The sequence below is a fragment of the Psychrobacillus sp. INOP01 genome (assembly GCF_018140925.1).
Taxonomy (GTDB): domain Bacteria; phylum Bacillota; class Bacilli; order Bacillales_A; family Planococcaceae; genus Psychrobacillus.
Window position 1 is genome coordinate 1,500,641 of record NZ_CP073315.1, and the last position, 17,795, is coordinate 1,518,435.

Sequence of the window (17,795 nt, forward strand, 5' to 3'; positions counted from 1 at the left end):
CTTTTTTTAAAATTAACCTTTCCCCAATTTAGAAAAGATTATTTCTCCATTGAGAACAATCGCTCTTGCTACGCTTTACCTTTGTATGACTAGATATTCTGTATGTTTCTGTTGCCTTTTTATTAAGTACTTAAAACAGGCCTTAGGATTTACTCTTCATAACACCAATTACCTTACCATTGATCAATACATCTTCTTTTTTCATTTGAATAGGCTCATATTTTTCATTTTCGGAAATCAGTAGAATGTAACCACCCATTGGAAGCCGATTGCTGACGGTTGACAATAACCGTATCTCCTTTATCAATTCCAGCTCCAATCATACTATCCCCTGTTACAGTAAGTGTGAAAGTATCTGTTTCTGAAACGATCCAATCCTTTGGAATTGAAAGGAAATTATCAAACTCAATGCTGACAGAAATAGGAACTCCGGCAGCTACATCCGATAAGCGGAATACTACATTTCGTATCATTATTTACAAAAAGACCGGATTCCAAATCCGTGAATTCTGCTACTTCTTCATTATCTAGATCAGTGCTACCGTGCTTCATTAATTTTTATGGATTAAAAGTAACTAGAAATAAAATCCTGCCTTTGCCAAAAAGAGCCGCTACCGGTTCTTTTTTTATTTTCTTTAATACCTAAATAGAAAAACGCGAGCCAAATATTTTGACTTACTTTTAGTAACCTTCTATACTAACAAAGGACTGAGGTAAAGACATGGCACAATGTGAAGAATCTGCTTCTCAAACGTTCAGCGCAAAGAAATGTATCATGTCATCGTTAATAACCGGGAGTCACACACTTACAGTGGAAATCAAAAAAATTTCCATTAAATAGAACTTTGGAGGGAACACATCATGAAAGTAGTTGCAATCGTAGGAAGTATCCGTGAAGATTCATTCAATTTAAAACTAGCAAAACATGTACAAGCACGCTATGCAGATAAGTTTGAGTTAGAAATCTTAGACTTAAAGCCAATCCCAATGTATAACCAAGATATCGAGTTAGATGCACCACAGGAAGTATTAGACTTCAAAGCAAAAGTAAAAGCAGCAGACGCTGTACTTTGGGTAACACCAGAATATAATTCTACAATTCCAGGTGTATTAGGAAATGCAATTGACTGGATGAGTCGTGTAGATAAAGTAATGAATGTAAAACCATCTATGATTATGGGAGCTTCTATGGGTGCTTTAGGAACTGTAAAAGCTCAAATGCACCTACGTGATATTTTGTTTGCAAGTGGCCTAAATTCACCATTACTACCAATGAACGAAGTATACGTTGGAGCAGCGCACACGAAATTTAATGATAATGGTGAATTAACAGACAAATCAACAATTGAATTTATTGATACAGTAATCGCTAACTTCCAAGAATGGATGAAAAATTACTTATAATAATGCTAAAACACCTCTTCGTGCAGAAGAGGTGTTTTCTAAGTTTAGGGATAATATTATTTGTTCAAGTTAAATATAAATGACCATACCTTCACCAGTCTATCCTTCACATTCTCGCATAATGCATCACTTTTTCGCGATCGATTTCCATAAAAAAGCCTGCTCTAATTGGAATCACCACTTCGAACTTTTCATATTTCATTTCATTCACCGTAATATCATCCTTGAATAATAAAAGTCCGAAATCTCTGCACCAAATTTCATTAATCCACCCGCTTGACAAGGCTTCAATGCGATACAATTTCCAGTACATTGCTTCGCAGTTTGAAATACGTCTTGGCCCAAACTTGTCGAAATATTTTAGGTTTCCTAAGTTCATTTTTATATGTGTGAAAAGGCACAAAAAATGCATAACAATTTATGGTACGCATTGCTTTTTTCATATAATAATTTCAACTTATTTTTATGAATGTCCAATTTTTCCAAACCATATATCCATATACCTAAGTATATATCCATACACTTAAAACAAATATCAAAAAAGTACTATAAACGAATTCCTCCAACTACTACAATAAAACGCTAATAACATTAGCGAAGCGATGTAAATTATTAATAGTTCAAACAACTAAAAAAAGCGATGAAATTGATAATTTGGAGCATGAAATTAATTTCATAACTAAAATAATTATTTTGACTTTTCTAGAAAGAAGGTGTACAAATTACTCTATACTTTGTACATAAAGGAGGATACATATGGAATATCGTTCAATTGAAGTTAATGGTGGTACTTTAGCTTACGCAGAATATGAAGGAACAAAGGGTGTAATCATAGGTGTTCACGGCTTAACAGGAAATAGTAAACAGCTACATTACTACGCCGAGTTACTCAAGGGTGACTATCGATTTATTTCTGTCGATTTAAGAGGTCGCGGAAATAGCTCCGAGGCTACTGAAAATACAGGTATCGAGCAGCATACACAGGATATTATCAGTTTAATCGATGCATTAAATATACAAAATCCGATATTAATGGGCTACTCAATGGGTGGATTTATCATGGCTAATGTAGCTAGTAAACGGGATGATGTGAAAGGTGTTATTTTACTTGATGGTGCTGCAACCTGTACGGATCATCAACGACAAATTGTGGAGCCTTCTCTTGGCCGGATTAGTAAACATTATGAAACGGCAGAGGACTATTTGGAGGAAATCAAGAGAATTTATAGTAATCTTGGAGTAGTTTGGAATGATCATATGGAAAGTGTTGGTCGCTATGAAATAGCCGAAGTAGATGGTCATTGGGAGAATAAATCGGATGAAACAAAAATTCGTCAAGATTTCCAAAGCTTCTATGATTACAAGCCAGCCGAAGTGTTTGCTCAGGTAGAATGTCCAGTGTTACTAGTGCATTCAACTGGTGGTATCGGTGCTATGCCAGCGTTGTTTTTAGCTGAATCGTATATTGAAACACAACAATACGCGAGAAATATTCATAAAATTACGACTGATAGCAATCACTATACACTTGTTTTCGAGGAACGTAGCGATGTAAACCCGACAATAAAGGATTTTGTAAAGAAATTATAAAAAAAGGTTGAAATTTGCCGGATTTTATGTGAATAATTAGATAATCATTAATATAAAGCCTATCAGGTGGCTACAGAGAAAAGACCTTTCTTTGTTTTTCCCCACTTGACTGTTGGCCTCACTACTCTCAAAGGACACTACTATTGTCTTCATGAGCGTAGTGTGGCCTTTTTATTATTTAAAAAGGAGCGAAAATGATATGTCAACTGGATTAGATTACTTTAAAAAAGTTTACGATGTCGTACCAGGTTGGGTTCAAAAAATGCATGATTATAACCCGGCGATGTTAGATCATTACACAGCATTACGTGGGGCAGCAATGGCTGAAGGAGTACTTTCAGTAAAGGAAAAAGATATTTTACTAGTTGGTATTAACTCTGCTCGACATTATGCACGAAGCATGGTTTATCACACAAAAGGTGCAATAGATGGTGGTGCTACACTTGAAGAATTGGCTGAGTATTTACTTGTAGCCTATAACTACGGTGGAGAGAAAGCATTACAAATCGGTCTTCAATCCTTTGAATATGCACTTGAGCTAACTGGCACCCAAGTTGAAAAGATTTCACACGATGCAACAGCTACTGATATTGTTCGTTATTACGCACAATTTGCTTCAACTGACGATAGTAAAGATTACTATGAACAGATTCTATCTCTTTTTGTATCCGAAGATGAAAACGCTTTAACTAATAAATTACTAGCATCAAACGTAGTCGATGAACAAATGAAATACATTTTAATGACCGGTATTTACACGACAGTGTTAAAGAATATAGAAACAGATTACTGGGCAACAAAAACACGTGAAAAAGGCGTGGAGGAACCTCGCTTAGCGGAACTTGGATACATTTGTCTTTTGACAGCAGGTATCCCTTCCTGGTTTGAAATCAGTGATGCACTTATCCAAAAATAACGGAGTGAAAAAATATGAAGATTTATAATTCAGCCGAAGAGGCACTTGATTGTGTCCAAACTGGTCAAACAATTATGGTAGGCGGCTTTGGTCTTGTAGGTGGTCCTCTCACATTAATTGATACTTTAGTAGAACTTGATGTTAAAGACTTAACGATTATTAGTAATAATCTCGGTGAACAAGGTAAAGGCTTAGGGAAATTACTAGAACAAAAGAAAGTAAAAAAAGCGATAGGCTCTTATTTCACTGGAAATCGGGATGTAGGCGATGCCTTCCAGCGTGGTGAAATCGAGATTGAGCTTTTGCCACAGGGGACACTTGCAGAATCTATTCGGGCTGGTGGCGCCGGGATTGCTGGGTATTATACAAAGACTTCTTTTGGCACTAATTTAGCTAAAGGTAAAGAAACCAAAGTGTTTAAAGGCGAGGAATACGTTCTTGAAGAAGCATTGCAGGCAGATGTAGCCATTATTCGTGCTTATAAAGCAGATACATTAGGCAATCTAGTGTATTACAAAACAGCGCGCAACTTCAACCCACTCATGGCAACAGCTGCTAAAACAGTGATTGTTGAAGTGGAAGAAATAGTAGAAGCTGGCGAACTAAAAAGTGATGAAATCGCTACACCCCACCTGTTTGTTGATCGCGTTATCCTTGCGAAAAAGATTTTGACAAAGGAAGGTGTCATCGAACATGGCTAATCCAATTCAAGAAGCTATCGCCAAGCGTGCTGCCAGGGAATTAGAGCAAGGGCAAATTGTTAACTTAGGCATTGGAATTCCAACACTTGTGGCCAATTATGTAGAACAAAACCATGTTTACTTACACACGGAAAACGGGATGCTTGGTGTCGAGGATGTTACCGAGGAAGATATTGATCCGAATATCGTTAACGCAGGCAAATTTGCTGTTGGAGAAGCTGTTGGAGCCTCTTACTTTGATAGCGCTGCATCCTTTGCAATGATTCGTGGCGGTCACGTGGACGTAGCAATTTTAGGAGTACTACAAGTAGATGAACACGCTCGTATCGCCAATTGGGCAGTACCTGGAAAAAACATTATAGGTGTAGGCGGCGCAATGGATTTACTAGTTGGTGCTCGCAAGGTCATTGTAACGACCACTCATACATCCAAGGATGGAAAAAGTAAAATTTTGAAGGAATGTAATTACCCTATTACCTCCACACGTAGTGTAGATACAATTATTACGGATTTAGCAGTTTTTAAATACATCGATGGTCAATTACACTTAATTGAATTAATGCCAGGGGTCGATTTAGAAACAGTAGAAGCTAATACAGAAGCTACATTTATAAATAGCTTGAAATAAGGAGGAATCATCATGAAGGAAGTAGTAATTGTAGAAGGCGTTCGTACTGCAATTGGAAAGCTTGGCGGCTCATTAATGACTCAGACCGCTGACTACATGGGTGCTGCCGTTATAAAAGAACTATTGGCTCGCACACAAATTGACCCTAATGAAGTGGATGAAGTTATCTTAGGTCAAGCAAAACAAAGTGCTGATCAGTCTAATGTTGCTCGCCTTGCTTCATTACGTGCGGATATCCCACTTGAAGTACCCGGTTACACGGTGCATCGTCAATGTGGTTCTGGCTTACAATCCATTAATAATGCTGCACAGCAGATTGCGCTTGGATTAAGCGACGTTATTATTGCTGGTGGTACAGAATCTATGAGTACAGCACCCTACTATATTCGCGATGCTAGGTACGGGCTAAATGTTGGAAATAGCCAAATTTTAGATCCAAATACAGAAAGTCAGCCTGGCTCTCAACCAGAATCCTACGGGCTAAAAACAATGGGCGAAACAGCTGAAAACTTAGCTGAAAAGTACTCCATTTCCCGTGAAGCACAAGATGCATTTGCGTATCAAAGCCAAGTTCGTACTGAAAATGCTATTAAAAACGGCTTCTTTGAAAAACAAATTGTCCCTTACGAGATTAAAGCACGTAAAACAACTGAAATATTTAAGGTCGATGAGCACCCACGTTTGACACCTCTAGAAAAGCTAGCTACTTTAAAACCTGTTTTCCGCGAGGGTGGATCTGTAACTGCCGCTAACGCTAGCGGTCGTAATGATGGAGCTGCAGCCCTTCTAGTAATGTCAAAAGAAAAAGCCGAAGAGCTAGGTCTTCAGCCAAAGGTTAAAATCATCGCCCAGGCAGCAGCTGGTGTAGATCCATCTATCATGGGTATCGGTCCTGTTCCAGCAACACGAAAAGCATTAAAACAAGCTGGGCTTTCCATAGATGACATTGATGTGATAGAACTAAATGAAGCCTTCGCTTCCCAATCACTGGCCGTTATAGAAGAATTAGGCTTAGATCAAAGCAAAGTAAATCCTAACGGTGGGGCTATCGCAATGGGACATCCCATTGGTGCAACTGGGGCTATTTTAATGACAAAGCTTATCCATGAATTAGAGCGTACAGGCAAGCGATATGGTTTAGTTACACTATGTATCGCCGGCGGACTTGGCATAACAACAATTGTTGAAAATTGCCAAGCAAAATAAAAAGAAAATTCTTCTAAGAGAATTTTCTTTTTATGGACAAATGTAAACGCTTTAATATCAAGAACAATTTTAGTAAACTTATTTAGCTATTTTTTCTAAATATCTTTTCTGTGCAGATTTTAAAGCGACTATAACTGCTCCACTCGAAGGGGCCATATAATGCTCTTCAATACGCTCGATTAAAATGTTGATATCCATCGTGAAGTCAAAATTTATTAACATCCGTTTAAAGAAATTTTGCGCTAACTCAGTTATGAATGTAAATTCTGCATCCACTATTTTATGCGTTAGTTTATCAATTTCTAACACAATACCTGCGTGTTTATAGATTTCGTACATAGCTGTACCTTGTGGCGCTTTTGCATATGCAGTTACTAATAAAGTATTTAATTGTTGCATAAATAGGACCTCCGTTAATTTAAACTAGATACATTTTAGCATAGTTATTTCGGAAAATAGGCATTGTTATGCAAATAAGATTAAAATGTTCAAATTACAAAAAATTTATATGGGAGTAATTGTTGCTTATTAAACAATTTTAGGGGGATTTTATAATGGAAAGATTAACTAATTTCTTCACTTCAGTGATGAAGAAGTATTTGCCAGATCCATTCGTGTTTGCGATTGGTTTAACAATTTTAACTTTTATCTTAGCACTTTTAATTGAGGATATTTCATTCCTCAATTTAACAACTTCATGGGGTGACGGCTTTTGGAACCTTTTAGCCTTCACTACACAAATGGCTGTCATTTTAGCAATGGGTTATGTACTTGCAACAGCACCAATTACTGACCGCTTCTTGAATAAGATTGCCAGCATGGTGCATACACCAAAAACGGCAATTATTGTAGCTACACTTGTAGGTGGAATCGGGAGTTACTTGAACTGGGGATTCGGACTAGTAATCGGTGGAATTATCGCTAAAAAATTAGCATTAAAGGTTAAAGGTGTCCATTATCCATTAATTATCGCTGCAGCATACTCTGGTTTCACATTTTATGGATTAGGTTTCTCTGCTTCTATTCCAATTTTAATCTCAACACCAGGACATTTCTTAGAAGAGAATATGGGACTTATCGCTTTATCTGAAACTATTTTTAGCTTACCAATGATTCTTACAACTATTTTCTTATTAATCACATTACCACTATTCAATGCTATGCTACATCCAAAAGACGCAAAAAATGTGAAAGAAATAGATCCTACTTTACACTCAGATACGAAAAAGTTAAAAGTAAATGTATTGGAAGAAAATACATTCGCTAACAAATTAAACAATAGCCGTATTCTTTCTTATGTGATTGGTGGCCTAGGTCTTGTTTACGTGATAATTCATTTCTCTAATGGAAAGTCATTAGACTTAAATATTCTTAACTTTATTATCTTATTTGTAGGAATTATTTTACTTGGTACACCTGCAAAATATACAGAGCATTTATCAGATGGTATCAAAACAGTATCAGGTATCATTCTTCAATTCCCATTCTATGCTGGTATTATGGCAATCATGGCTGCTTCTGGCTTAGTAGATACAATTGCAAAGGTATTCGTTGATATCTCCACTCAGCATTCATTACCGTTCTGGGGCTTGATTAGTTCTTTCTTCATTAACTTCTTTGCACCATCTGCAGGCGGTCACTGGGCAGTACAAGGACCTTTCATGATCGATGCAGCAAAAGCATTAGGAGCTTCACTTGGAGAGACTTCCATGTCCGTTATGCTTGGTAATGCTTGGAATGACTTAGTACAGCCATTCTGGATTTTACCAGCACTAGCACTATCTCGTTTAAAACTAAAAGACATTATGGGCTTCTTAGTAATGATTATGTTTTATGTTGGAATTGTTTATATCGTTGCTACACTAGCTTGGTCTTACCTTGGCTAAAAAAGTGAAACTTCAATCAATGGGGGTTTTCTTCATCCCCACTGATTGTTAGTTGAACCATTCGGGCTTTTACGGGCAGTTGATCTCCCACATACGATTTATTACTTCGGTCAATACTTGAAGTGGAAGTCTTACTGCCCGTTATTGCGGGATAAGAATCGAGCCTTTGTTTTCATAACATGGGCTCTTTTCATTTAAATGGAGGTTTCGTTATGCACTCTTTACTTAAGGATTCTCATCTATCTAAAAAAGAAAAGTCATTACTATTAGTAGGTTTATTTGCCGCTCGTCGAGAGGAACAGGCAATGCTTCACTTTACAGAGGTGGCTATTAATGCCGGTAATACGGTCAATGAAATTGCTGAACTAATTTCTGCTGCTATTATTTCTCGTGGAATCCCAACTTGGTTATCGGGTATCGAGGCTATTTCTAAAGCAATTGAACTAACAGGGAAAGCTGAATCTACAAAAGAACCAGAAAACATATCTGCTTTTTCTACTCAAGAAGAGTGTGTAAGCTACTATCAATCAGAATTTGAACAGCTTCCAAAATGGATAGCCTATTTAGTAGAATATGCACCAGATACACTATTAAAGTATAGCAATTTACGCACTACCTCCCTTAGTGATGGCATCGTTTCTCGTTTCTTAAAGGAACTACTTTTATACGCAATTAACATTTGCGATCAATATCCAAAAGGCATTGATATTCACAAGACAAACGCTATTCAATTAGGTGCAACAGATGAAGTACTACAGGATACTCGAACCATCTGCATTTACGTGGTAGGTATCCAGGCCATTTTTAATGATTAAGGAGATGTGATCTTTTGAAGCATGTATGTATAATTGGTGGTGGCTTTATGGGGACTGCCCTGACTAAGTATTTTTTGAAAGCTCATATCAAGGTATCGCTATACGAAGGTTTTACAGCACGTCGTCAGGAATTAATGGCAGATGAAGCTTTTCAGGAAGTACACTTTTTAGAAACAATAGAGGAATGTAAAGAAGTAGATTTTATTATTGAGGCAATTACAGAAAATTTACAAGCAAAGCAACAGCTATTCGAAAGGATAGAAGATTACTTTCCTAGTTCTACTACCTTTTGTACAAATACATCCAGCTATCTAATTAGTTCTATTGCAGAAAACGTTAAAGATAAGGAAAGAGTGATTGGCACGCATTTCTTTTCACCAGCACATATCACTCCTTTAGTAGAAGTTGTGCCAAGCGCTTTCACGGATGCTCATCATATTGAAAAAACAATGACCTTTCTACAATCCATTGATAAAAAGCCCGTACTACTTAAAAAAGAAATTCAAGGGTTTGTGGCTAACCGTCTTCAAAGTGCACTTTCACGAGAGGCAATGTCACTAGTTCAAAATGGTATTGTTTCACCAGAAGAACTTGATTTCATTGCTAAATGGAGTTTGGGGATTCGATTAGCCAACACTGGTCCTCTCGAACAGCGAGATATTAATGGGCTTGATACGCATATGGCCATTGTGAAATATGTTTATCCAACTCTCGAAAATAGTATTGAACCATTATCAATTCATAAACAACTAATAGAAGACAAACGATTCGGCACGAAGACTAATGAAGGTTTTTATGATTGGTCCAAAACCGACACACAACAATATCTGGCCGATAAAGATGAGGTTCTATTAAATATTATTAGAGCTGTGTCAGCTCAGGATGAAGAGGTGGGTAAATAAATGCATTACAAAGCACTAGTGAAAAATACAGCAGCTCAAAAGGATGTAAAATTTGAAACATACGAAATGCCTGCTTTAGAACCCCATCAAAGCTTATTGAAAGTAAACGCTGTGGGCATATGTGGCAGTGATTTACATATGTATGATGGACATGGTGGCTATGATTGGGTAACCTATCCTCTTGTATTAGGACATGAAGTGACTGGTAAAGTAGTTGCAGTTGCTGAAGGTGAAATCCCTATACAGCGTATGGTCATTAACCCGTATAAAAGCTGTGGCGAATGTGAATTCTGCCTTGCAGGTGAAAGTAATCGCTGTGATTTCGATGATTATAAATATTTAAAAACACCAACGGAAGCATTACGTTATGGCTTTCGCGAACCGGGTGGAATGGCGGAATACATGGTTGTGGACAACAAAAATTTAATCCCCATCCCGGATGAAGTAACGGATGAGGTTGCTGCAATCTCAGAGGCGCTAGCCGTTAGCTATACCGCTGTGCTGAAAATAGAAAACTTTGCGAAAAAGTCGATTCTAGTAATTGGTCCAGGACCGATTGGCTTAGGTGCAGCAGCTATCTTAGTCGGATCTGGTAATTTACAAGTGATGATGTTAGGCACTGCTGTTGATAAAGATCGGCTTCAGCTTGCTAAAGACATTGGCGTTTCCCAGGTTTATGAAAATGCAGAGGATATACCACATGAACAGTTCAAAGGTTTTGACGCTATTATTGACTGTTCTGGTCATCCGACTATTCCAAATACAGCACTTCGTCTTTTAAAACGAGGTGGCGAACTCATCTTAGTTGGTATTAATCCTGCTAGTTTTTCTGTTCCGATGGATCAAATCGTACGTGGGGAAATTAGTATAAAAGGAAGCTATGGCATTACCCAATCAAATTATGAAGCCGTATTATCGCTTGCAGCAGATGCCCACTACCCTTTTCAAAAACTAATTGCAAAAACAGTACCATTTAAGGAATGTTTATATGGCTTTGAAAGTGCGTTAAATAAGGCGACAGGTAAAGTCGTTATTAAAATGTAAGGAGGAATTTACATGAAACTTGTTGATTTATCTTTAGAAATTTATGATGGACTTCGCTCATATACATCACATCCACCAATCGCTATTGCAGAGGAATCTACTTTTGAAAATTCCGGTCATCGCTATGTGGCTCCCTGTGAAGGTTTTGAGTCTCGGATGCTAAAAATGTCCGATCATAGTGGTACGCATATTGATGCACCATTACATTTTATGCGTGATGGCGAATCTACCTCTGATATGGACCTAACTAAAGCCTATGGAGAAGCTGTACTATTAGATGTGTCCGATTTTAAAGATCCTTTTCAAGCAGTTACGCGTGAAATGCTGGAGGAAGCTGAAAAACGCCAAGGTATTACTGTCCAGCCTAATGATATTGTCCTCACACGCACTCGTAAGCTTGCATGGGGAGAAGGCTCCTTTTATGAAGAACATGCCTTTGCCCCTTGTGCTGGTGACTGGCTAGTAGAAAAACAAGTAAAATGTATTGGATTAGATCTAGCAAATATCGATGTTCACGACAATATGATGCGCGAAGTTCATTTAAAGCTATTAAGTGTCCCTATTTATATAGTAGAAAACTTAGTCAATTTACATCAACTTCCATTAAATGAACGCTTCACATTTATGGCATTGCCACTCAATCTAAAAAATGCAACAGCTTCACCTGTTCGTGCTGTAGCGTTTATAAAATAAGATCACTTTTAGAGTACTCTTTCTTTATAGAAAGAGTACTCTAATTACGTTATTACTATCTAAAAATTTTCTCAAATCTAGTTAAAGATTCATTACTACATACATTCGAAAAGTGAGCTATGAGATATTTTTTTGCATCTTCTCTGCTACAGTCAATATTTGCTATTTTATTTCTGCTTGCCCAAGAATCATACGTCTCAAATGATGTACTACTCCAACCATTCTTTTCTCCATCTATATTCTTTTTTTCTTGTATACCTGAAATAACAATATCCATTGATCCCTGCAAATCTAGTAAAGCATTTTCAAATACCTTCTTTTTCTCTTTCTCCTTCAGCCCTGCTTTTGCCCTTAATGCCCTTGTATCTATCCCTTCTTCTTGACTAATAATCTCATATATACTATTTGCTTCCCGTGAAATACTTCCACTAAAATAACGTTCTTCAACTAATTCATTTGATCCCAAAACCTTTTTTACATATGGGAGCAACTGACGAGATACTAGTATTGATTTTTTCTTAATAAATTTCCCATATCCAGCGACACCGTCAGAAGAAAACTTAGTCCTCCATATCCAAGGGTCAAATTCTGTATCAGAATGCCAATTTTCCTGTAAAGTTAAGCTATTCAACGAAGGATATTCAGGTATTAAGGAAGCAAGAGGAAGTAACCCAAGCTCCTCAATTACTTTTATTGCTTCTTCATATGTTTTAACTTTATATTCTACCAACCTCAACAGCTCCTTTTCACTAACATACAAAATTCAATTGACTATTATCCATTGAACTACCTTCTCTGCATCTTTTCCGCAGATAACTCCTTTACAATTCTATAAAATATTATATAAATCCTTCTTTTGAATAGACTTGAAAAAGTCAAATGCGCTTCAATTTTGAGCAACTACTGTTGTACTTTTGGATGTTCGAACAATAGCTATTTATCAAGGATGAGCACACCAAAAAAACAAACGCTCCCGGAGAAATCCTTTGGGCGTTTGTTTTTTTATCAATATAGAAAATAACTATGGGAAGCTAGAATTCACTTCAGTCCAACCATTATTTCCTCTTTTTCCGAAAGGTTTGATTTTGAATATCTTCAATCGCTTCTCGTGTAGCGTCCAAATAGGTGATTGTTACTTCAAATTGTCTAGAAGCAACTGACATGAACAGAATATCCATAACGAGTAGCTGTGCTAATCTTGACGATGTCGCACCGCTTCGAAAGTTTGCCTCACGTGTTGGGGAAGTATGTAGCTGGATTTTCGAAATTTGTGAAATGGGAGACTGTCCAAACTTGGTCAGACTGATTGTTGTAGCTCCCTTTTCATTTGCAAGCTCCAAGATTTTCTCGACCTCAAAGGTAGCACCTGAAAAGGAAATTCCAACAACAACATCATCAACGCCCGCGTTCGCTACAATGGTTGCGCCCATATGTAAATCCGTACTCGCAGTGGATGCTTTATGAATACGTAAGAACTTTTGTTGTGCATCGATTGCAGCTATACTAGAGGCCCCTACACCAAAAAAGTGAATATTCTTTGCATTGACAATGGCTTCAACAGCCTTTTCAAGCTCCTCGTTATCCAATAATTCCCCCGTTTCTAGCAAGGTTTGCACAGCGTGCTCCGTCACTTTTTGAATGGTTGTCGAAACGGGTTCGTTTGGCTGAATATCACGGTTCGTAAGTTCCGTTTTACGTCCAATATCTCCATTGATACGGAGTTTCAATTCTTGGAATCCCTTGAGCTTTAAAGATTTGCATAGTCTTGTAACTGCTGCTCCACTAGTCTGACTCATTTCACCTAGCTCCGAAATAGTCATGGTGACAATTTGCTCGGGATCGGCCAATATAAAATCTGCAATCTTTTGCTCCGACGGGGGAAGCATGTGCCTCATTTCGTTTAACAATACTAAACCACCATTTGATACTGCCATGTCCATCAACCCTTCTTCACTTGCTTACTAATCTACCCTATCATCTAAAGCACATCTTAATTTGTCAACTCTTTTACCATTACGTGGAATGTTCGAAAAGTTTTAAACCCGTTTTTCATATATAAATGCCCAGCTGAACTTGTTTCACTTGTCCATAAAAACCAAGCACCTTGTATACTATTTTGCTTCATAGCATGGAGCGTTTCGTGTAACAGGATTTTCCCCAAACCTTTTCCTTGTTCACTATTATCCACCCCGAAAGGTCCAAAACGTTCACGAATACCTTCATAACCTCCGAAGAGCGCAAATCCGACTACTTGATCATACTTCTTCGCTACTAAAATATGTGAGGGATCAAGCCCCTGCAGCACACCTTCACGAATCGCCCTGCCCCAATCGGGATTGAAATGAGTATTTGCAAACTGGATTAAGTCATAAAAGTCTCCATCCTGAACTTTTCCAAAGGTATAGCCTTCCAGTTCGCGTTCTTGTTTCAGTGCTTGAACAATGTCAGGATACACATAATCGATTAGAGCACGATGCATTGCTACAGGTGAATATACGCGTCGGAAACCTTCCTTTTGTAAAAAAGCAAAACCCGAAGGATAACGTGATTCATCAATACCAGGTAAAAAATAGTTTGGTGCATAGGAAGAAAAGAACATTTTTTTAGCACCTTGCTCTCGGATATAAGCAGAAGCCCGTTCCATTAACTCATGACCTATACCTTCTCTTTCTAAGCTTGTATCTACCATAAAGAAGGTGATCCAGCCCGTATCGGATTCCAGATTCGTTCCTTCCATAGGAAGCTTTCTAGTAATAGCTAAGATGGCACCTATTATCTTTTCGTCACGGACCGCAACAATTAACCCCTTTGAATCGAAGTTGGCATCGAGCATTATTTGTTTACGGAATCGTGTTTGATTGATTGGATCATGTTTTAGTACGTCATTCCACAACTCAATTATTCCTACTTCATCCCCATTTTTAAATGTTCGATACATTGTCCATCACCCTTCTTCTTGAAAAGCAAGTTTCACTGCATCTCTTACAAAACCATTGGAATTTGTAATCAGTGTCTCTGCTTTTTCTTTTTTGACCTCGGCAATTATCATGACGATTGCAAGCTTAACATCATAATCGGTTTCTTCCAGCACTGATTCTGCTTGTTCATATGTTACATCCGTAATATTACATACCATTTGTTTAGCACGTTCTCGCAATTTAAAATTACTAGCATTCAAATCGACCATCAGGTTTTTATATACTTTTCCGATTTTAATCATCGCAGTAGTAGAAATCATGTTAAGAATCATTTTGTGGGCGGTTGCTGCACGTAATCTTGTAGAACCGGTCAATACCTCTGGACCTGTCACAACCTCGATTTTAATATCTGCAAAGTTGCTTATGGTGGATTGCTCATTACTGGAAAGGCTGACTGTCGTTGCACCGCAAGAATTTGCATGGATGAGTGCACCTTTCACATATGGTGTACGACCACTTGCTGCAATACCGATAATGACGTCATTCTTTTTGATAACGAGCTTCTCCAAATCAGTTGCGCCAAGCTGCTCATCGTCTTCGGCTCCTTCTACTGCGTTGAACATAGCCCCTTTTCCACCTGCTAAAACCGCTTGCACCTGCTCATGCGATGTACTGAAAGTTGGCGGGCATTCTACTGCATCCAAAACACCGATGCGTCCACTCGTCCCTGCCCCTACATATATAAGTCGCCCACCACTTTTAAAAGCATTCACGACTTTTTCCACTGTCTGTTCAATTTGTGGTATCACTTTTTGAACAGCCAATGCTATGGTTTGGTCTTCTTCATTCATAATATTCAAAACTTCATTTGTGGTCATTTCATCAAGTCTTGTTGATTTTGGATTTGATTCTTCTGTTGCTAACCTTGATAACTTTTCCATCGCTCAGCCTTCCTATCTATATAGTAAGTATGGTTGCCTCATTTTTATAAAATCGCCTGTGTCGAGATGGCATTGTCGAATATAATCCTCTATCTCCCCTGCCATCAATACCTTCCTAAGCTGTGCGTTTCCAGCAAGCAGATCAAACATAGGATGCTTTAAACTGCCATATTCTAAAAACTTCAACTCCTTAGGATACAATTTTGCAATGACTGCCAAAATCCGTACAAAAGTTTGGACTGGTTGGAATAATTGTCGGTCGGTAATATGCAACTGGATACCTTCACAAGGTTCACCTGCGAATTTCTGGTATGTAGGCGTAAAAGAAATTGCTCGTGCTTGGACATTTGCAAGTCCCAATGAATTGACTTCATCCTGCAATTGCTCCCCATGTATAAACGGGGCACCGACTATTTCAAAGGGTTGTGTCGTTCCCCGTCCTTCCGATAAGTTCGTTCCTTCTATTAGACAAGTACCTGGATACAATAACATCATGTCCAAACTCGTGGTGTTTGGAGATGGTGGTATCCAAGGTAATCTTGTCTCATGGAAAAATGAATCTCTTTTCCAACCTACCATCTGTATTACCTTCAAATCACAATGAATAGCAAACACTTCATTAAAGTATCTTGATAATTCTCCTACTGTCATGCCGTGACGATTTGGTATTGGGTACATGCCAACAAAGGAGGTGAAATTTGTATCGACCAAGTTCCCTTCCACGATATGTCCACCGATTGGATTCGGACGGTCGAGAATATACATTTGCTTACCTGTACGGGCACAGGCTTCCATCATATAAGCCATTGTGTAAATATACGTATAATAACGTGAGCCAATATCCTGCATATCAAAGACTATTACGTCAACAGGTTCTAGCATGGCATCGGTTGGTTTTTTCGATTTTCCATATAAACTAAACACAGGTACCCCTGTCATACTGTGAACAGAGTCTGAAAACCTTTCACCTTCCTTAGTGTTTGTCTTCAGACCATGCTCCGGTGCATAAAGCGCCGTAAGTTGGATTTGTGGATGCTCGTGAAACAATCGTATTGTCGAGATGAGTTCGGCATTTGCCCCTGTTTGATTGGTGAGTAGTCCGATACGCTTGCCTTGAAGTTCCTGCACATGACGTTCCATGAAAACATCGATACCAAGTTTCACTTTGCGTATCATTATTCCTTCACACCACCAAAAGTCAAACCTTTAATAAAGTAACGCTGGAATAAGATAAATACGATAATCATCGGAATCGCAGCAACTGCCGCTCCACTCATCAATAGCTTGAAGCTTGCTAGGTTTGCGTCCTGCAATGTTTTTAATCCTACCGGTAACGTGTACAATTCTGCGCTATTTAAGACGATAATTGGCCATAGGAAAGAGTTCCATACACTCATGAATGTGAAGATTCCAAGTGCTGCAAGTCCAGGTTTTGCAAGAGGCAGAACCACTGTCCAAAACGTCTTCCATTCACTTGCACCATCCATTTTCGCCGCTTCTAGCAGCTCATCCGGAATGGAAAACATGAACTGTCTCATTAAGAACACTCCAAATACCATAGATAAATCAGGTAAAATCAAAGCCCAATGAGTATCCATTAAACCTAAATTCCCAACCATGATGAACAAGGGAACAAGTGTTACTTGCCCTGGGATCATCATCGTTGAAATAATAATCCAGAAAATCAAGTTTCGACCAGGGAATTTTTTCTTTGCCAGTACATAGCCCGCCATTGAATCGATTAATAAAATACCGAGTGTCACGACGACCGAAATGTATAAGCTATTGAAAAACCATTTCCCAACATCATGTTTTTGGAACAAGCTTTTGTAGCTAGAAAATGTATTATCAACAATGTGATCCATCATCCCACGGTGGTAAGCCTCTTGTTTAGAGTCCCCCTCTTTTGCCGCTTCTCTTGCCTCTCCCCAATGCTCAAAATAGAGGGGTATTCCCATCGGGTACATTTTGGGTGGATTGGCATCCACATATGAAACAGGACGTTCCATATCCTCCGATTGATAACTGCTTAGCTGGAGGGAAGTGGAGAAAACCCAATACAGCGGAAGTAAAGAAACCACTGCAAATACGGAAAGCAAAACAAAAATAACTAGTTTGTTCAGTTTACTTTTGTGTTTTATCATAATCATC

At 38.3% G+C, this 17,795-nt stretch carries 19 protein-coding genes; 11 read left to right on the forward strand and 8 right to left on the reverse strand.

What is annotated here, in order from left to right; all coding sequences use genetic code 11:
* Window positions 1–224: 224 nt before the first annotated feature.
* A complete protein-coding gene (locus KD050_RS21255) occupies window positions 225–473 on the reverse strand; it encodes a LexA family protein (protein ID WP_235753939.1) in 249 nt (82 codons plus the stop codon).
* A 388-nt stretch (window positions 474–861) separates the two neighbouring features.
* Between KD050_RS21255 and KD050_RS07530 the strand changes: the two genes are divergently transcribed.
* The 6 genes from KD050_RS07530 to KD050_RS07555 all read left to right on the forward strand — a co-directional run bounded on the left by KD050_RS07530 (window position 862) and on the right by KD050_RS07555 (window position 6,445).
* Complete coding sequence (locus KD050_RS07530) at window positions 862–1,404, forward strand: NADPH-dependent FMN reductase (protein WP_211895573.1); 543 nt, start codon at window positions 862–864, stop codon at window positions 1,402–1,404.
* A 756-nt stretch (window positions 1,405–2,160) separates the two neighbouring features.
* Window positions 2,161–2,994: an alpha/beta fold hydrolase gene (locus KD050_RS07535; RefSeq protein WP_211895574.1), complete on the forward strand. Its 834-nt coding sequence runs from the start codon at window positions 2,161–2,163 to the stop codon at window positions 2,992–2,994.
* A gap of 199 nt (window positions 2,995–3,193) precedes the next feature.
* Entirely contained in the window at window positions 3,194–3,910 is a 717-nt protein-coding gene (locus KD050_RS07540; RefSeq protein ID WP_211895575.1) for a carboxymuconolactone decarboxylase family protein, read from the forward strand.
* A 14-nt stretch (window positions 3,911–3,924) separates the two neighbouring features.
* Window positions 3,925–4,611, forward strand: coding sequence for a CoA transferase subunit A (locus KD050_RS07545; protein WP_211895576.1), 687 nt, complete (start codon window positions 3,925–3,927; stop codon window positions 4,609–4,611).
* A complete protein-coding gene (locus KD050_RS07550) occupies window positions 4,604–5,239 on the forward strand; it encodes a 3-oxoacid CoA-transferase subunit B (RefSeq protein ID WP_211895577.1) in 636 nt (211 codons plus the stop codon). The genes KD050_RS07545 and KD050_RS07550 overlap by 8 nt, the downstream gene beginning before the upstream one ends.
* 12 nt (window positions 5,240–5,251) lie before the next feature.
* On the forward strand, window positions 5,252–6,445 hold the full coding sequence (locus tag KD050_RS07555; protein ID WP_211895578.1) for a thiolase family protein: 1,194 nt from the start codon (window positions 5,252–5,254) through the stop codon (window positions 6,443–6,445).
* Between the two features lie 78 nt (window positions 6,446–6,523).
* On the opposite strand, the gene KD050_RS07560 is transcribed toward KD050_RS07555, so the two are convergent.
* Window positions 6,524–6,844: a DUF3870 domain-containing protein gene (locus KD050_RS07560; protein WP_211895579.1), complete on the reverse strand. Its 321-nt coding sequence runs from the start codon at window positions 6,842–6,844 to the stop codon at window positions 6,524–6,526.
* A 155-nt stretch (window positions 6,845–6,999) separates the two neighbouring features.
* Between KD050_RS07560 and KD050_RS07565 the strand changes: the two genes are divergently transcribed.
* From KD050_RS07565 to KD050_RS07585, 5 genes are all read left to right on the forward strand, one after another.
* Window positions 7,000–8,331, forward strand: a complete 1,332-nt coding sequence (locus tag KD050_RS07565; RefSeq protein ID WP_211895580.1) for a short-chain fatty acid transporter — start codon at window positions 7,000–7,002, stop codon at window positions 8,329–8,331.
* Window positions 8,332–8,543: 212 nt separating this feature from the next.
* Complete coding sequence (locus KD050_RS07570) at window positions 8,544–9,146, forward strand: carboxymuconolactone decarboxylase family protein (protein ID WP_211895581.1); 603 nt, start codon at window positions 8,544–8,546, stop codon at window positions 9,144–9,146.
* A gap of 14 nt (window positions 9,147–9,160) precedes the next feature.
* Window positions 9,161–10,048, forward strand: coding sequence for a 3-hydroxyacyl-CoA dehydrogenase NAD-binding domain-containing protein (locus KD050_RS07575; RefSeq protein ID WP_211895582.1), 888 nt, complete (start codon window positions 9,161–9,163; stop codon window positions 10,046–10,048).
* Window positions 10,049–11,092: a zinc-dependent alcohol dehydrogenase gene (locus KD050_RS07580; protein WP_211895583.1), complete on the forward strand. Its 1,044-nt coding sequence runs from the start codon at window positions 10,049–10,051 to the stop codon at window positions 11,090–11,092.
* Between the two features lie 12 nt (window positions 11,093–11,104).
* On the forward strand, window positions 11,105–11,785 hold the full coding sequence (locus tag KD050_RS07585) for a cyclase family protein (protein ID WP_211895584.1): 681 nt from the start codon (window positions 11,105–11,107) through the stop codon (window positions 11,783–11,785).
* A gap of 55 nt (window positions 11,786–11,840) precedes the next feature.
* On the opposite strand, the gene KD050_RS07590 is transcribed toward KD050_RS07585, so the two are convergent.
* The 6 genes from KD050_RS07590 to KD050_RS07615 form a co-directional block, all read right to left on the reverse strand.
* Entirely contained in the window at window positions 11,841–12,515 is a 675-nt protein-coding gene (locus tag KD050_RS07590) for an AlkZ-related protein (protein ID WP_211895585.1), read from the reverse strand.
* Between the two features lie 325 nt (window positions 12,516–12,840).
* Window positions 12,841–13,719 carry a MurR/RpiR family transcriptional regulator gene (locus tag KD050_RS07595; RefSeq protein WP_211895586.1) on the reverse strand — a complete coding sequence of 293 codons (879 nt, stop codon included), beginning with the start codon at window positions 13,717–13,719 and terminating at the stop codon, window positions 12,841–12,843.
* Window positions 13,720–13,775: 56 nt separating this feature from the next.
* The gene (locus KD050_RS07600; protein ID WP_211895587.1) at window positions 13,776–14,723 is read right to left on the reverse strand and encodes a GNAT family N-acetyltransferase; all 948 of its coding nucleotides are present in this window, start codon (window positions 14,721–14,723) and stop codon (window positions 13,776–13,778) included.
* A 6-nt stretch (window positions 14,724–14,729) separates the two neighbouring features.
* Entirely contained in the window at window positions 14,730–15,644 is a 915-nt protein-coding gene (murQ, locus tag KD050_RS07605; RefSeq protein ID WP_211895588.1) for an N-acetylmuramic acid 6-phosphate etherase, read from the reverse strand.
* A gap of 12 nt (window positions 15,645–15,656) precedes the next feature.
* Window positions 15,657–16,820, reverse strand: a complete 1,164-nt coding sequence (locus KD050_RS07610; protein ID WP_235753940.1) for an exo-beta-N-acetylmuramidase NamZ family protein — start codon at window positions 16,818–16,820, stop codon at window positions 15,657–15,659.
* Window positions 16,820–17,788 (reverse strand): carbohydrate ABC transporter permease, encoded by a 969-nt coding sequence (locus KD050_RS07615; RefSeq protein WP_211895589.1) that lies wholly within the window; start codon window positions 17,786–17,788, stop codon window positions 16,820–16,822. The genes KD050_RS07610 and KD050_RS07615 overlap by 1 nt, the downstream gene beginning before the upstream one ends.
* Between the last annotated feature and the right edge of the window lie 7 nt (window positions 17,789–17,795).

What these genes read in the sequence shown, in the direction of transcription:
- KD050_RS21255 (WP_235753939.1), bottom strand. Translation starts at nt 473, where the DNA reads ATGATACGAAATGTAGTATTCCGCTTATCGGATGTAGCTGCCGGAGTT.
- KD050_RS07530 (WP_211895573.1), top strand. Translation starts at nt 862, where the DNA reads ATGAAAGTAGTTGCAATCGTAGGAAGTATCCGTGAAGATTCATTCAAT.
- KD050_RS07535 (WP_211895574.1), top strand. Translation starts at nt 2,161, where the DNA reads ATGGAATATCGTTCAATTGAAGTTAATGGTGGTACTTTAGCTTACGCA.
- KD050_RS07540 (WP_211895575.1), top strand. Translation starts at nt 3,194, where the DNA reads ATGTCAACTGGATTAGATTACTTTAAAAAAGTTTACGATGTCGTACCA.
- KD050_RS07545 (WP_211895576.1), top strand. Translation starts at nt 3,925, where the DNA reads ATGAAGATTTATAATTCAGCCGAAGAGGCACTTGATTGTGTCCAAACT.
- KD050_RS07550 (WP_211895577.1), top strand. Translation starts at nt 4,604, where the DNA reads ATGGCTAATCCAATTCAAGAAGCTATCGCCAAGCGTGCTGCCAGGGAA.
- KD050_RS07555 (WP_211895578.1), top strand. Translation starts at nt 5,252, where the DNA reads ATGAAGGAAGTAGTAATTGTAGAAGGCGTTCGTACTGCAATTGGAAAG.
- KD050_RS07560 (WP_211895579.1), bottom strand. Translation starts at nt 6,844, where the DNA reads ATGCAACAATTAAATACTTTATTAGTAACTGCATATGCAAAAGCGCCA.
- KD050_RS07565 (WP_211895580.1), top strand. Translation starts at nt 7,000, where the DNA reads ATGGAAAGATTAACTAATTTCTTCACTTCAGTGATGAAGAAGTATTTG.
- KD050_RS07570 (WP_211895581.1), top strand. Translation starts at nt 8,544, where the DNA reads ATGCACTCTTTACTTAAGGATTCTCATCTATCTAAAAAAGAAAAGTCA.
- KD050_RS07580 (WP_211895583.1), top strand. Translation starts at nt 10,049, where the DNA reads ATGCATTACAAAGCACTAGTGAAAAATACAGCAGCTCAAAAGGATGTA.
- KD050_RS07585 (WP_211895584.1), top strand. Translation starts at nt 11,105, where the DNA reads ATGAAACTTGTTGATTTATCTTTAGAAATTTATGATGGACTTCGCTCA.
- KD050_RS07595 (WP_211895586.1), bottom strand. Translation starts at nt 13,719, where the DNA reads ATGGCAGTATCAAATGGTGGTTTAGTATTGTTAAACGAAATGAGGCAC.
- KD050_RS07600 (WP_211895587.1), bottom strand. Translation starts at nt 14,723, where the DNA reads ATGTATCGAACATTTAAAAATGGGGATGAAGTAGGAATAATTGAGTTG.
- murQ (WP_211895588.1), bottom strand. Translation starts at nt 15,644, where the DNA reads ATGGAAAAGTTATCAAGGTTAGCAACAGAAGAATCAAATCCAAAATCA.
- KD050_RS07610 (WP_235753940.1), bottom strand. Translation starts at nt 16,820, where the DNA reads ATGATACGCAAAGTGAAACTTGGTATCGATGTTTTCATGGAACGTCAT.
- KD050_RS07615 (WP_211895589.1), bottom strand. Translation starts at nt 17,788, where the DNA reads ATGATAAAACACAAAAGTAAACTGAACAAACTAGTTATTTTTGTTTTG.